The organism is Corynebacterium jeikeium (assembly GCF_028609885.1).
GTDB lineage: Bacteria > Actinomycetota > Actinomycetes > Mycobacteriales > Mycobacteriaceae > Corynebacterium > Corynebacterium jeikeium.
The window spans coordinates 1347035-1361232 of sequence record NZ_CP063195.1; the positions used below are offsets into that span (position 1 = coordinate 1347035).

The 14198-nt window shown below is 62.6% G+C and carries 14 protein-coding genes; 6 read left to right on the forward strand and 8 right to left on the reverse strand.

From position 1 onward, the window contains the following. The first annotated feature begins 57 nt into the window (after nt 1-57). The 3 genes from CJEIK_RS05975 to CJEIK_RS05985 are packed head-to-tail and all read left to right on the forward strand — an operon-like array spanning nt 58 to nt 3322. Nucleotides 58-1101: an alpha/beta hydrolase gene (locus tag CJEIK_RS05975; RefSeq protein WP_005295215.1), complete on the forward strand. Its 1044-nt coding sequence runs from the start codon at nt 58-60 to the stop codon at nt 1099-1101. Continuing rightward, nucleotides 1094-2464, forward strand: a complete 1371-nt coding sequence (gene mtr / locus CJEIK_RS05980; RefSeq protein ID WP_005295218.1) for a mycothione reductase — start codon at nt 1094-1096, stop codon at nt 2462-2464. Before CJEIK_RS05975 ends, mtr begins: the two co-directional genes overlap by 8 nt. A gap of 18 nt (nt 2465-2482) precedes the next feature. After that, nucleotides 2483-3322, forward strand: coding sequence for an SDR family oxidoreductase (locus CJEIK_RS05985; RefSeq protein WP_005295220.1), 840 nt, complete (start codon nt 2483-2485; stop codon nt 3320-3322). On the opposite strand, the gene CJEIK_RS05990 is transcribed toward CJEIK_RS05985, so the two are convergent. Together CJEIK_RS05990 and CJEIK_RS05995 are read right to left on the reverse strand one after the other, a co-directional pair. Continuing rightward, nucleotides 3314-4393: a DUF1648 domain-containing protein gene (locus tag CJEIK_RS05990; protein WP_005295222.1), complete on the reverse strand. Its 1080-nt coding sequence runs from the start codon at nt 4391-4393 to the stop codon at nt 3314-3316. The two genes, CJEIK_RS05985 and CJEIK_RS05990, sit on opposite strands and share 9 nt — an antisense overlap. 10 nt (nt 4394-4403) lie before the next feature. Beyond that, nucleotides 4404-4775: a GntR family transcriptional regulator gene (locus tag CJEIK_RS05995; RefSeq protein ID WP_005295223.1), complete on the reverse strand. Its 372-nt coding sequence runs from the start codon at nt 4773-4775 to the stop codon at nt 4404-4406. Between the two features lie 213 nt (nt 4776-4988). On the opposite strand from CJEIK_RS05995, the gene CJEIK_RS06000 reads away from it, so the two are divergent. Further along, nucleotides 4989-6140, forward strand: coding sequence for an HNH endonuclease signature motif containing protein (locus CJEIK_RS06000; RefSeq protein WP_005295226.1), 1152 nt, complete (start codon nt 4989-4991; stop codon nt 6138-6140). Here CJEIK_RS06000 and CJEIK_RS06005 read toward each other — a convergent pair. From CJEIK_RS06005 to CJEIK_RS06025, 5 genes are read right to left on the reverse strand one after another with little or no spacing between them, the layout of a single operon-like run. Continuing rightward, nucleotides 6137-6688 carry a carboxymuconolactone decarboxylase family protein gene (locus CJEIK_RS06005; protein ID WP_005295228.1) on the reverse strand — a complete coding sequence of 184 codons (552 nt, stop codon included), beginning with the start codon at nt 6686-6688 and terminating at the stop codon, nt 6137-6139. The genes CJEIK_RS06000 and CJEIK_RS06005 overlap by 4 nt on opposite strands. Nucleotides 6689-6713: 25 nt before the next feature. Next, a complete protein-coding gene (map, locus tag CJEIK_RS06010) occupies nt 6714-7583 on the reverse strand; it encodes a type I methionyl aminopeptidase (RefSeq protein WP_005295232.1) in 870 nt (289 codons plus the stop codon). An 11-nt stretch (nt 7584-7594) separates the two neighbouring features. Then, nucleotides 7595-9475: a penicillin-binding transpeptidase domain-containing protein gene (locus CJEIK_RS06015; protein WP_005295234.1), complete on the reverse strand. Its 1881-nt coding sequence runs from the start codon at nt 9473-9475 to the stop codon at nt 7595-7597. A gap of 20 nt (nt 9476-9495) precedes the next feature. Beyond that, nucleotides 9496-10146 carry a response regulator gene (locus CJEIK_RS06020; protein ID WP_005295237.1) on the reverse strand — a complete coding sequence of 217 codons (651 nt, stop codon included), beginning with the start codon at nt 10144-10146 and terminating at the stop codon, nt 9496-9498. 11 nt (nt 10147-10157) lie between these two features. Then, nucleotides 10158-11252 (reverse strand): sensor histidine kinase, encoded by a 1095-nt coding sequence (locus CJEIK_RS06025; RefSeq protein ID WP_011273696.1) that lies wholly within the window; start codon nt 11250-11252, stop codon nt 10158-10160. 115 nt (nt 11253-11367) lie between these two features. Between CJEIK_RS06025 and CJEIK_RS06030 the strand changes: the two genes are divergently transcribed. Together CJEIK_RS06030 and CJEIK_RS06035 are read left to right on the forward strand one after the other, a co-directional pair. Continuing rightward, on the forward strand, nt 11368-12288 hold the full coding sequence (locus CJEIK_RS06030) for an FtsX-like permease family protein (protein ID WP_231913266.1): 921 nt from the start codon (nt 11368-11370) through the stop codon (nt 12286-12288). After that, entirely contained in the window at nt 12285-13007 is a 723-nt protein-coding gene (locus tag CJEIK_RS06035; protein ID WP_005295245.1) for an ABC transporter ATP-binding protein, read from the forward strand. The genes CJEIK_RS06030 and CJEIK_RS06035 overlap by 4 nt, the downstream gene beginning before the upstream one ends. Here the strand turns inward: CJEIK_RS06035 and ispG are convergent. Continuing rightward, entirely contained in the window at nt 13000-14160 is a 1161-nt protein-coding gene (gene ispG / locus CJEIK_RS06040; RefSeq protein ID WP_005295248.1) for a flavodoxin-dependent (E)-4-hydroxy-3-methylbut-2-enyl-diphosphate synthase, read from the reverse strand. The two genes, CJEIK_RS06035 and ispG, sit on opposite strands and share 8 nt — an antisense overlap. Nucleotides 14161-14198: the final 38 nt, after the last annotated feature.

Below are 14198 nucleotides of genomic sequence, written 5' to 3' on the forward strand. Positions count from 1 at the left end.
CGCCTATAGGCCGATGTTTCAACGATCTTTACCTATCCGTGGCGCTAGCATGGGTACATGCCTAATAGCTCCGCATCTCTCGCCTCCGCCGCAGATCTTGAATTTCTTCCCGATGAGCTGGGCGAAGGCTTCGGCCAATGCTTCCTCGAGCTGGGCGACGACCCGGATGGCGAGTCCCCCATTCGTTGCACCCTGGTGCGTTACTGCCCGGATGCGCCCGACGATTCCTTTTTCTCTCGCCCCGCCATGCTTTTTGTCCATGGAATGACGGACTATTTCTTTCAGGACCATGTAGCCCGCCATTTTCACGACTCCGGCTTTGCCGTCTACGGTCTGGATCTGCGCAAGTGCGGTCGCTCCTGGCGCGAGGGGCAAACCTGGCATCACGTCAGCGATCAGTCCCTCTACGACGTCGATCTCTCCACCGCCACGTCTCTGCTCGCCGCCGCCCACGCCGCGGTCGTTCCTGTTGGGCACTCGACCGGCGGGTTGGACGTCACGATGTGGGCTCATCGCCTTTTTGACGCCGGTTCCCCCCTACACAATTCCATCGCCGCCATCGTTTTGAATTCGCCGTGGTTTGGCCTGCAGTTCAACCCGGCCGTTCGCTTCGTCATCAATCGAGTGTTGCCGATCGTCCACAAACTGAAGCCCAACATGCTACTTCCCGGTGGGATCAACCCGACTTACGGTAGATCCCTGCACGTCACCGAGGCAGGCGAATGGAACTATAACCTGCGCCTCAAGCCGCTCGAGCCACGCCCGAAGTATCTGCAGTGGCTCCTGGGCGTGGCTCGCGAAATCCGCCGCCTCCACTCCGGCAAGGGCGACACAGGCGTGCCCACGCTGCTGCTGACCAGCCACACCCATCACTTCTCCAAGAAGCTATCCCGCGAGTCCTACAACGCCGACCTCATCCTCATGCCGAGCCAGATGTGGCAACAGGCCTCCAATGCCTCTTCCCTGTCCACCACCGTCGTCATCGAGGGCGCGCTGCACGACGTGTTCCTCTCCCGCCCCAAGGTCCGCGACCAAGCCTTCGCCGCCACCGACGAGTGGCTTAGCGACGTATTCAAAGAAAGGAAGGTCCACCGTGCCTGATTTCGACCTCATCATCGTCGGCACTGGGTCCGGCAACTCCCTACCCAGCCCCGCCAACGAGCACCAGAAAATCGCCATCGTGGAGAAGGGCACCTTCGGCGGCACCTGCATCAACGTGGGCTGCATTCCCACCAAGATGTTCGTGCACACCGCCGACGTCGCCCGCAGCTTCTCCGAGGCCTCCCGCCTGAGCCTCACCGGCGAGCTCCAGCACGTCGACTGGAAGGACATCCAGCGCCGCGTCTTCGCCGACCGCATCGATCCCATCAGCGAAAGCGGCGCTGCCTACCGTGCGGGCGACGAAACCCCGAACATCACCCTGTTTGAAGGCACCGCCCGCTTCGTTGGCCCCCGCACCCTGCAAATCGGCGACGGCCCCACCATCACCGGCGCCAACATCGTGCTGGCTACCGGCGGCCGCCCGCGCATCCACCCCGTCCTCGCCGACGTGCGCTACCGCACCAACGAGGACATCATGCGCCTCGATGAACTGCCCGAGTCCCTTATCGTCGTCGGCGGTGGCATTGTCGCCGTGGAGTTCGCGGCCATGTTCTCTGGCCTTGGCACGCAGGTTACGCTCATCAATCGCTCGGAGAAGCTGTTGCGGAAGCTGGACGCCGACGTCTCCGAAGCCTTCACCACCCAAGCCAAGCAACAGTGGACCAACCACCTGGGGCGTACCATCACCGCCGCCGAAGAAACAGCCGATGGCCAAATTTCCCTCACCCTTGATGACGGAACCACCGTCACCGGCCAGGAGGTGCTGGTCGCAATGGGGCGGGTCAACAATTCGGACACATTGGACTGTGAAACGGGTGGCGTCAAGACCCGAGAAGACGGCCTAATCAAGGTCGACGAATACGGCCGCACCAGCGCCGACGGCGTGTGGGCGCTAGGCGATGCGTGCAACGACTTCGAGCTCAAGCACGTCGCCAACGCGGAGGCACGCGTGGTGGCGCACAACCTAGCTCACCCCGACGACCTGCGGAAATTCAACCACGACGTGGTACCCAGTGGCGTGTTCACTCACCCGCAGATCGGCGTGGTGGGCATGACCGAACAGGAGGCCCGCGAGACGGGCCGCCCCATTACTGTGAAGATCCAGAAATACGGAGATGTGGCCTACGGCTGGGCGATGGAAGACACCACCGGATTCTGCAAAGTCATTGCCGACCGCAACACCGGCGAGATTCTCGGCGCGCACATTATCGGCCCGGAGGCAAGCTCGCTGATCCAGAGCTTCGTCACCGCCATGACCTTTGGGATTAATGCCCGGGATTTCGCCGAAAAGCAGTATTGGCCCCACCCTGCTCTGACAGAATTGGTCGAGAACGCCCTGCTGGGGTTAGATCTCGAAAACTAACAAAGGAGCCTTTTCGCCATGTTTGCAGTAGTTACCGGAGCAGCCTCAGGTATCGGCCGGGAGGTGGCACTGCAACTAGCTGAACGCGGCTATGCGGTGGCCATCAGCGACCGCGACGAGGAAGGCCTGGCCACTACTGCCAGCGACATCACCTCCCGCGGGGGCACAGTCGCCGACCAGCGCACTGTAGACGTAGCCGACGTGGAGGCAGTGAAGGCCTGGGCGGACGACGTGGTCGCAACCCACGGTGCCCCGGACCAGGTGCACCACGTGGCAGGCATCGCCATCTGGGGTGATGTGCGCCAGATGCCGCACGAAAAGTGGCAGCGCGTGATCGATGTGAACCTTATGGGTTCCGTGCACATGGTGGAGGCCTTCGCGCCGAAGCTCATGGAGAGCCAGCCGGTTCGACGGCGCCGCCGCGATCGCCGGAAATTCGTGTTCGTCTCCTCCGCCGCGGGCATCATCGGACTGCCGTGGCACGCGGCCTATTCTGCTTCCAAAGGTGGCGTGCTGGGCATGTGCGAAGTGCTGCGCTTCGACCTAGCCCCTTACGGCGTGGATGTACACGCCGTCGCCCCGGGCGCGGTGGACACTCCCCTGGTTCGCACCATCGACATCCACGGCGTGGATCGCTCCAAGAAGCGCATCCAGAAGGCAACGGCACTGTTCCAGGGCCACGCCGTCACCCCCGCCAAGGCAGCTCAAAAAATTTTGAAGGGCGTGGACAAGGGCAAGTACCTCATCAACACCAGCCCCGACATCCCTGTAGCCCGGTGGGCGCAAGTAAACGCCCCCTGGGCCTACAAGGGCGTGATGAAAGCGCTTAACGCTGGGTTCCGATGGGCGTCAAAGTAAGAAGGGCAACGAGATTGAAGCGAGCAGCACGAGCGCAACAAAAGCGAGGAACGCCTTGCCCTGCCAGTGGGCGTAGTTGAAGTCCACCCCCACCCCGTGGCGCTTGTCGACCATCACGGCCGGGTCGTCCGGGTTGTGGTAAAACATGCCCCACTTGTAGTGCTCGTCGTTGTCCCGACCCTCGCCGCTCGTGTTCGCTAGCGCGGACTGCTTCCTCGCCAGAGCCACGACCATGGCCAGACAAACCGCAAGCACGAGCACGAGCGAACCGATTATGGCCGGAGCCACCCAGTCCGTGTGCAGCACGGTCACAACCTGCAGGCTAGCGAGCATGATGGCCCCCGCAACGTTCATCACCGCCAGCCACATCGCCGTATGACGCCGAACAATCTTCTGCGAAACCTTCCCCCGCAGCGACGTATCCGCTCGGGCCGGCACGCTAACGCGCAACAGTGCGACCGTAATCAGCGCAAAAAGCAGCACCATTCCCACACCAAAGAACGTCGGGAAGAACACCGAACCCACAGATTTGTTATCCCAGCTATCGGGTTCGAAACCACTGCCGAAGTGAGTGGCGAAGCGCTCGGGAATATCACCCCACCGCGCGGCCACGTACCCAGCCGCGACGGCGAGCACAGCCAGCGCTGCCCAGGTGAAGGCCCATGCACGTTGCGGGAGTGTGTCCTCTGCCGGCGTGATCTCCCCGGCCACGACCGTGCGCACGCCGTCGAACCAGCCCTCCCGCTGCTTGGCCTCGCGTATTGGCTGCCCAGCCTGGTTGAGATTCCACATGAAGAAGCCCACCGGTACGAGGGTCAGCATTGCGCCAGCCACTGGCACCACAGCGGCCGGTATCGCCAGCAGCGCAGAGGCCACAGTCGCCGCAACCTGGCGTTTAAGGAACGTACCCTCTTGTCGCCGCACAACATCGTCGCCCCAATGATCCTCCGGCACGCGCACGCCCAACCGAACACCCGGCGACGACAGCTTCGGCGTGTACACCAGGATCAGCCCTACAAGCAGCGCTGTTACGCAGAACACTCCTGCTAGGAATGGATCGAATGCAATCATGATGGTTCTCCTATTCCCACTTCACCGCGAGGTCGTCAACCGTCGCGCAAATGTCATCTGTCTTGAAGCCTTGAGCGAGCGCCCGCCACACCGTGGCTCGGAGGTCCTCACGCAGTTGTTCACGCTGCTGCGCACTAGGCCGTTTAGGCCGGGTAATCACGGTGCCCGATCGCGCCGCCGTGAGCACTAGCCCGTCTTCTTGCAGCTGGTCGTACGCCTTCTTCACTGTTGCGGGATTGACGCCATATTCCACCGCCAACCGCCTCACCGAAGGCAAGGGTTGTCCGTCTTGCAGTTCGCCGGAGATGATCCCCGCCACGATGCCGTCGTGGATCTGTTGAGCGATCGGCACGGGCGAGTCGGGCTCCACGATGAGATACATGGGACGAGAACCTCCTTCAGAATCTGTATCACTAATACTAGCACAAACTGTATCACCATGAGTGACACAAAAGACCGCTATGCCCGCTGTTCGATTTTTCAGCTTCTGCGAAAGGGGGTTGTCCGAAGCGGTTTATATAATGCACGCACAAGCCGGGAAAAATTTTTGGCTGCACCACAAAACAACCTCCGAACAGGCAATAAGGGGAAAACCATGTTCGAGCATTCCACCACCACACCCTGCTGGCGCATCACCGACCCGAACGATCCGCTAAGCGCCGCCGCGTGCGAAGTTAACCGCGGGCACGTGAACCTCGCCGTGGCCTGCACGCCCGAGATGAACGAGTGCGTCATCGACGTATCCACCCGCCTGGCTGTGCGCCTCGGACTAACGGAATACCGCGCAGTCACACTGGTGGAGATCGGCCACATGTTCCGCCGCTTCCCCACCATCCTCGAGCTCGCCCGTTCCGGTGCTTACTCGCTTGACCTGCTGCGATGCATGGCGGAGTGCCTCAGCCCCGTGAAAGCAGACGTCCCCGAAACCTTCGAGGAAAAAATTTTTAAGGCGATCTCCCCTACCGTCCCCAACCAAGCAATGCTTGCCCGGGCAACCATCCGCGGCCGCATCGAGCAGGTGATCCGCAAACACGATCCCCAGGCCCTGCCGGAGGAGCCGAAGGATGAGGATGCGGGCTCGTCCGCGCGCCTGGACATCGACGATCGCCCCGATACCACCACTGTTTTCTTCTTGACGCTACCTAAGCTCGAGGGGCTGGAGGTGCTCAAAGCGGTCAACAGTGTGGCCAAAAGCAATTCTTGCTCCCGCGCCGAGGCACTAATGCGCTTGGTTCGCAGGCAGACCAAGGCAGAAATCACACTGAACCTTTATCAGAGTACGGATCAGCCAGATGCCCAGATCTGGGCCGCAGGTGGTTGGGTCAGTTCAAAGGCCACGCAGAAGTGGAAGGATCGCGTCACACACGTCCAGTTCCCCGGTACCACGAGCAACGAGGGCTACTCCCCTACGCCTTTGGTGCGGGCCAGCGTGGAGGGGCGCGACGGAACCTGCCGCTTCCCTGGATGTTCGGTGCCCGCACATAAGTGCCAGTTGGACCACGTACAGCGCTATAACCATGAACACCCACAGGCAGGTGGCCCTACTTCCACCTCAAACCTCCATTGCCTTTGCACCAAGCACCACAACGCGAAGACGACTGGCTCCTGGGACGTCACCATCCATCCCGACGGCAATGAAACTTGGACTAGCCACGGTGACGGGCACACCGTCATGACGGCACCCAACGGGCCGTTGGGGCGAGAAACCTTTGCCCAACGGGCGGAGAATCGCCGGCGGGCGGCCTAGCGCGGCTCGTCGACTGAGACTCCCATGACATCCAGCGCCGTGGCCAGGCCGTCGTAGTTGGTGACCAACATGACGAACGCGACCTGCTCGCGCTCGCTCAGCAGACCCCGTAGCCGCTGGGCCATGTCGTCGGAAAGCCCGCGGTCGCGGACGAGCTGCTCGGCGGCGTCCAGCAGAGTGCCGTGGCGCCCGGTGCGGCCGTGTTCGGGCTGGAACAGGGCGTCAATATCCTTGACCCCAACCTTGGCTGCGAGCGCACGGTGCTGGTCGGCTTCGTAGGCGCTGCCGCGCAGGTAGGCGACGCGCAGGATGATCATCTCGGTTTCGACGCGCGAAAGGTAACCGAAGGGCATCATCGAGCCGCCGTACAGCAGCCAAAAGAAGAACAAGCGCGGGGCGCGGCCAATGGTGGCGAACACTCCGAGGTTCTTCTTTTTGGTGACCCGGGCGCCCACGCGCGTGGCGAAGGCGCCAAACGGGCCGAGGCGACGCAGGTGTTGTTTACGTGCAACGGGGCCAGGCCCCAAAGGTGTAGTTTTGTCTCCCATACTTCTGGGAGGTTAGTCGGGCGGATTAGCTCTCGCTGGGAATTGTCAGAACCTCGTAGCCGTCCTCGGTAACGACGAGGGTGTGCTCGAACTGCGCGGTCCACTTGCGGTCCTTGGTTTGGACGGTCCAGTCGTCATCCCAGACCTCGTAGTCGAGGCCGCCGAGGTTGATCATCGGCTCGATGGTCAGGGTCATACCCGGTTCCAGCAGGTCGGTGTACATGGTGGGACGGTCGTAGTGCAGCACAACTAGGCCGTTGTGGAAGGTCGGACCAACGCCGTGGCCGGTGAAGTCCTCCACGACGTTGTAGCCAAAGCGCTTTGCGTAGCTTTCGATCACGCGGCCAATGATGTTGATCTGGCGGCCTGGCTTGACGGCCTTGATGCCACGCCACATGGCCTCCTCGGTGCGCTCGACGAGTAGGCGGTGTTCCTCGGAGACGTCGCCAGCTAGGAAGGTCGCGTTGGTGTCGCCGTGCACGCCGTTCTTGTAAGCGGTGACGTCGATGTTGACAATGTCGCCGTCCTGAATCACGGTGCTGTCCGGGATGCCGTGGCAGATGATCTCGTTGAGGCTTACGCAGCTGGACTTCGGGAAGTGGCGGTAGCCAAGCGTGGAGGGGTACGCACCGTGGTCGCACATGTACTCATGCGCCACCCGGTCGACCTCGTCGGTGGTCACACCGGGGGCGACGGCAGCTCCTGCTGCCTGCAACGCATCGGCGGCGATGCGGCTGGCTTCGCGCATCTTCTCGATAGTCTCGGGCGTCTGCACCCACGGCTCGCCGATGTTCTCCTGCACGCTGTCCTTCCAGGCGTACTCCGGCCTTTCGATGTGGGCCGGGACGGAGCGGATGGGCGTGGGATTACCGGGGGTCAATGGTGCTCGAGTCATGGGTCCCTATCTTACTCTTGACGCCCTTCCGCCTCCGCGGCCGGGCCATCCAGATTCTTGAAGAAGTCGGCGGTCACGGAAGTAGCGTGCTCGGATCCGCCGCCAAGGACAATGAGGGTGGCAAAGGCCAAGTCTCCGCGGTATCCGGCGAGCCAACTGTGGGACCCCTCGTTGATCTCGGCCTCACCAGTCTTGGCGTAGACCTCGCCGGCGCCAGCCACACCCGAGCCCGAGCCGTTGGTGACCACGGCGCGCATCATGCGGCGGAGCTCCTGGATGACCTTCGGATCCAGCTTCTTCTTCGCGTCCTTCTTGGCCTCGTCGTTTTTGGCCTCCGTGTGGTGGTTGTCTCCGGCGATGAGGTACGGGGTAGGCGCCTTGCCCGCCGCCACAGCGGAGGCCACCATCGCCATGCCGAAGGGGCTGGCGAGGTCAAGGCCCTGGCCGTAACCAGCTTCAGTGCGGTCAAGCATCTTCTCCCCCTCGGGCACGGAGCCGGTAATAGTATCCAGCCCCTCGATGTCGTAGTCCGCGCCGAGACCAAACTGCGCCGCGACGTCCTTCAACTCCCCCGGCTTTAGCTTGGTCGAGATGTCCGCGAAGGTGGTGTTACACGACTTAGCGAAGGCATTCTCCAGCGGGGTGCTCCCCAGGGAGAAGCTGTTGTAGTTGGTGACGATACGCCCGCCGATATCCTGGGTGCCGGGGCAACCGACGATCGAATCCGGAGTAAGCCCCTGCTTCTGCAAGCCGGCGTATGCGGTGAGCATCTTGAACGTCGAGCCCGGCGGGTACTGCCCCATCAGGGCAACGTTGCCGTCCTCATCGGCCTTCTCCGACTGGGCGACCGCCAGCACCTCGCCGGTCGATGGGCGCATAACCACCATCATCACCTTGGAATCAGCGCGGGTATCCACGGCCTTTTGAGCTGCCTCCTGCACCTTACGGGACAAAGAGACGTGGACGCTCGGGGAAGACTTCGGATCTTCGCCGCCGACCTTAGCCACTTCATTGCCTTCACTGGTGGCGGCGACGACCTTCCAACCACTCTCCCCCTGCAAATCGTCCTCCACCACGCTTCGTACGCGAGACATGATGTCGGGGGCAAAGGAAGGATCGGGTCGCACTAGGGAGGGTTCCTCATTAAGGCGTATACCTTCGACCTTGCCGAGGACCCCTTGCAAGCGCTTACCCTGAGCCTGGTTGACGGTCAGTACGGAATACTCCCCGTCTACATCGGCAGCCTCCTCGGCCTTCTTCTCAGGGTCGATGCTGGGCACGGATTTATCGCCACCCCGCAGCGAATCCAACTCGCCGGCGATGCGCCGCATGGTGCCCAAAACACTAGAAACCTTTGACGGATCGACGAGGACCCGATACTGGGTTCCCGGCTCCAGCAGCACCGCACCATCGGAACCCACCACGTTGGCGACGGTGGCGGGAACGCTACGCAGCTCCAGATGCTGGTTGGCACCCAGCTCCGGGTGCAGCACGGCAGGCTGCCAGCGCACAGACCAGTCGTCGCCAGTCCGGGTGAGGTTCATCGAGGAGTCATAGGAAAACTCGCGTCCGCCCGGCAAGTCCCAACGCATCGAATACTGCGCGGTGGCCTGGTTGTCCTGGGTATTGACGCTCTTCAGCTCCGTCTGCAGGCCCTCGGCCTGCAGAGACTGCCATGCCTGCTCGATAGCCTTCGTCGCTTTGTCGGGGTTATCGGTCTCCCCTCCGGCCTGTGAGGCTTCGCCCGGGTTGGATAGGGCGGCTAGGAAGGCCTGGGCGGCGTCATCAGCAACATCGGGCTTAGGTGTACAAGCCGCAGCGCCCAGCACCAGGCCGACCGTCGTAACGGCTGCGGTGATGCTCCGGCGAGGGGTCCAAGAGGTGGTGCGCATAGGCACAGAGAATAACAGGGTTAATCGATGATTCCGCGTTCCCTCGCCACAGCGACGGCAGCTGTTCTGTTTTTCACATTCAACTTTGAAAAAACGTGCGCCATGTGGGACTTCACGGTCGCTTCGGTAAGGACGAGGTCCTTTGCAATCGCCCGGTTAGACTTACCCTGGCTAGCGAGCACAAGCACCTCCTGCTCGCGGTTGGTCAGCGATTCGAAAGGGTTAGCCAGCCGGCCGCGGAGCTTGCCCATGATGTTCTTATTCATCACCGTCTGCCCGCGGGCTGCCTGGCGAATCCCCTCGGCCAACTCATCGGGGGCGCAGTCCTTGAGCAGGTAGCCCACCGCGCCGGCGGAAATGGCACCTAGGACGTCGCTATCCGTGGAGTAGTTCGTCAGGATCAGCACCTGCGGAGCGGGCTTGCGCTTACGGATCGCGCGGGTGGCGCGCACTCCCCCGGACTCGGCGCTCTCGCTGCCGGGGCCTTCTCCGAAGCGCAGGTCCATAAGCACCACATCGGGCTGCTCCTCGGCACAGATGACGACAGCGCGGTCGGGGTCCCCTACGGAGGCCACGATCTCCACGTCCCCCGCGCCGCGCAGCATCGCTTCGATACCAGCGCGCACGACGGGGTGATCGTCGCAGATCAAGACACGTAGCTGGTCTGGCACTGTTTAAACTCCTAGAGAATCGGCACCTGGATGGATACGCCGCAGCCAGCGCCCGGCGAGCTTTCCACGTGCATGGTCGCGCCGATCAGGTTGGCGCGGCGCCGCACGCCAGCCAGGCCTACCGGCGACAGGCTCATCCTCTCGGCGGCGATCTTGCTCACTAGCTCTTCGTCCATGCCCCGGCCGTTGTCCACGACGTCGAGGCTGAGCAGGTCGCTCTGGTAGGTCAGGGTGACCCGGGCGCGCGTGGCCTCCGAGTGCTTCACCACGTTAGAGACGAGGGACTGCGCAATGCGGGTGAGCTCCTGCTCCACCTTCTCGTCCAGGTCGTAGGGTTCGCCCTCGACCTCGAAGCTCAAAGCCTCGCCAAGTGGCGTGCCGGAGCTTACGCGCGCTAGGGCGATTGGCAGGTCGCCGCCGACCAGTGGCCCGGGCTGCAGCGCGGCGATAATGCGCCGGGTTTCGGCCAGGTTGTCCTCGGCAGTGGTACGGGCGAGACGCAGATCCTCCAGAACTTCCGGATCCTCCACCCGCTTCTCTACAGCCTGCAGAATCATGTGGATGGAGCTTAGCCCCTGGGCGATCGTGTCGTGAATCTCCCCAGCCAAACGCGTGCGCTCGCCCATTTCGCCTGCGTGGCGGCTGGCCGCCTCGCGAGCGCTGGCCTCGTCGCGCAGCTCCTTGAATCCCACCCCGACGACCGTAGCGACCACGGCGGCAACGATCGGCCCCAATGCCTCGCCACCCTGATAGACCGACAGAGTGGTCACCACTGCATTACACACGATCGCCGGCCACAGGGGTAGCACGCCCACGCACAGGAAGAACAGCGCGAATGCCATGAAAACGGCGCTCGGCGCCACCAGCAGCAGGCACGCCCAGGTCGCTATAACCAACGTCAGCCATAGCCATGTGGGACGCAGCCACAGCCCCATGACGTAGATGAAGCACAAGGCCACCGCATTCCACGACCAGCCGTCCCTGACAATTACTACGGCCATCAGTAAGGCCATCAGCAAGTGGAGCCCCATACTCAGGTAAGCCCAGGCGCGGTTCAGCGCAACGACTTTATTCGACTTGGAGTCCGGCTTTTCTCTGTGCATCATGATCGCTCCCAAGTCTAGCGACCGAAAGGTGCTGTCCGCCTCCACCAAAAGTATGAGGCGAAGACTACTCCTTAGCCCGATGTGTCCCTTCTATAACGCGCGAAGAATGGGAACCATGCTAAGCACGAAGTCGTTAACCCCGATCCGGGGATTCATGTTTCAGGGGATGCGCGAACTGCGCGTATCCCGTGGCAAGACGGCGCTCATTATCACCACCGTCCTGCTAATTACCGCTATGGTCACGCTCCTGAGCTCCCTGTCGGCGGGCCTGAGTTTCCAGTCCGCCTCCGCCTTGGAGCACAAGGTCGGAAGCGATCGCCAACTCGTGCTGAACGATGCCGGCGGCACTGTGAACTTGAGTACTGGTTCTCTTACTGACGCCCAAGTCAGCGAAGTTGAGAGCCGTGGTGGAGAGGTCGTCACGATGGCCCGCTCGAAGGATGAAGAAGGTCAAGCTTTCATCGCAATGTCCTACAAGGGTGACAAGCCCAGCGAGGACCTCTACCTCGAGCACCAGCCAATCCACTGGATGAGTACCAGCGAGGTTGAGAACTTGCCCGGCGCCTCCGCCTTCGGTGTCGTTGCCGCGGATGCAGAGCCAGTCGACGGCGCGGTCATGTTGAAGGGCAAGGATGCCCTGGAAGCCAGTGCCTCCTACAAGGGCGAGCAGTCCTCCCTGAACCTCATGATCGTGCTGCTCTACGTGATCTCCGCCCTGGTGCTGGGTGCGTTCTTCACCGTGTGGACGATGCAGCGCCTGCGCGGCGTGGCGATCACCGTGGCGCTCGGCGGCACGCGCTCCAGCATCCTGAGCGACGCGGTCGGCCAGGCTCTGGTCGTGCTCTTCGTGGGCATCGCCGCAGGCACCCTCCTCACCGTCGGCGTCGGAGGGTTCCTAGATGGCATCCCCATGGAGGTCACCGCCAATACAACCCTCGTCCCGGCTACCATCCTGCTGGCCGCAGGCCTGCTCGGCGCCGGCCTGTCCATCATCCCCGTAATGAAGGTCGATCCGCGAAAGGCAATGAACTCATGATTTTCCCAGCACTCGAAGTAAAGAACATCTCCCTCGAGATCACCGACGGAACCACCAAGCGCAACCTGCTGACGGACGTCACCTTCAACGTGGACCCTGGCGAGGTCGTAGGCATCACCGGCCCCTCCGGCTCCGGTAAGTCCACCCTGCTGTCCATCATCGGCTGCTTGGAGACCGCCACCTCCGGCTCCGCCACCCTTCACGGCGCGGACACCCTTGAGCTCGGCACCGTCTCCGGCCGCCAGGCCGCGGAGATCCGCCGCCGTCACCTGGGCATCGTGTTTCAGCAGCCGAACCTGCTGCCGGCGCTGACGGCCAAGGAACAGCTCCTAGTGATGAGCCGCTTGGATAAGCCATTCGGTATCAGCGGCAAGACGTGGCGTCAGCAAGAACAAAAGGCCGAGCGTCTGCTCAAGGAAGTTGGCCTGGAAGGGCGAGAGAATGCAAAGGTCCCCGAGCTATCCGGTGGCCAGCAGGCCCGCGTAAACCTGGCTCGTGCCCTGATGAACGACCCGGCGCTGCTGCTGGTGGACGAGCCGACCGCGGCGTTGGACACCGCCAACGCGAAGCGAGTCACTGAGCTGATCGTGGACCTAGCACGCGAGCGCAACACGCCAGTGCTGTACGTCTCCCACGACCAGGAGCAGCTAGCCACGCTGGACCGTCGCATCGAGCTGGTCGACGGCAAGGCCAGCGAAGTAAAGATGGCGACTACTTAGTCACCCGCACCTCGGCCTTCTGGCCCTCGACGGCCTCCAGGCCCTCCTCCTCGGCGATGCGCATAGCTTCCTCGATGAGGGTTTCCACAATCTGATCCTCCGGCACGGTCTTGATGACCTCGCCCTTAACGAAGATCTGGCCCTTACCATTGCCGGAGGCCACGCCCAGGTCTGCATCGCGGGCCTCGCCTGGGCCATTCACGACACAACCCATGACGGCAACGCGCAGCGGGAACTCCATGCCCTCCAGGCCCGCGGTGACCTCGTCGGCCAGCTTGTACACATCCACCTGCGCGCGACCGCAGGAGGGGCAAGACACGATCTCGAGCTTGCGGGGGCGCAGGTTCAGCGACTGCAGGATCTGGTCGCCGACCTTGATCTCCTCCACCGGGTCCGCAGACAGGGACACGCGGATCGTGTCGCCGATGCCCTCGGCCAGCAGAGCTCCGAAAGCCACAGAGGACTTGATGGTGCCCTGGAAAGCCGGGCCGGCTTCCGTGACGCCCAGGTGCAGCGGGTAGTCCGTCTGCGCGGCAAGCTGGCGGTAGGCCTCCACCATCACGACCGGGTCATTGTGCTTCACAGAAATCGCAATGTCGCCGAAGCCGTGCTCTTCGAACAGGCTTGCCTCCCACACAGCGGACTCGACCAGCGCCTCTGGCGTGGCCTTTCCGTACTTCTCCATGATGCGCTTATCCAGGGAACCGGCATTGACGCCAATACGGATCGGAATGCCCGCATCCCCGGCCGCCTTCGCAACTTCTTTGACCCGGCCATCGAACTCCTTGATGTTGCCGGGGTTCACGCGCACTGCAGCACAGCCCGCGTCGATGGCGCTGAAGATGTACTTCGGCTGGAAGTGTATATCCGCGATCACCGGGATCGGGGACTTGGCGGCGATGGCAGGCAGTGCCTCGGCATCCACCGTCTTCGGGCAAGCCACGCGGACGATGTCGCAGCCGGAGGCAGTCAGCTGGGCGATTTGCTGCAACGTCGCGTTAACATCGTGCGTCTTCGTGGTAGTCATCGACTGCACCGAGATCGGGTGATCGCTGCCGACCCCTACCCCGCCGACCATGAGTTGGCGCGTCTTGCGCCGCGGAGCCAGCACGGGGGGCGGACCGTCGGGAATACCCAGGGAAATACCAGACATGTACGAAGACAACCTTTCAGTCGTGAATGCCGTTCAAA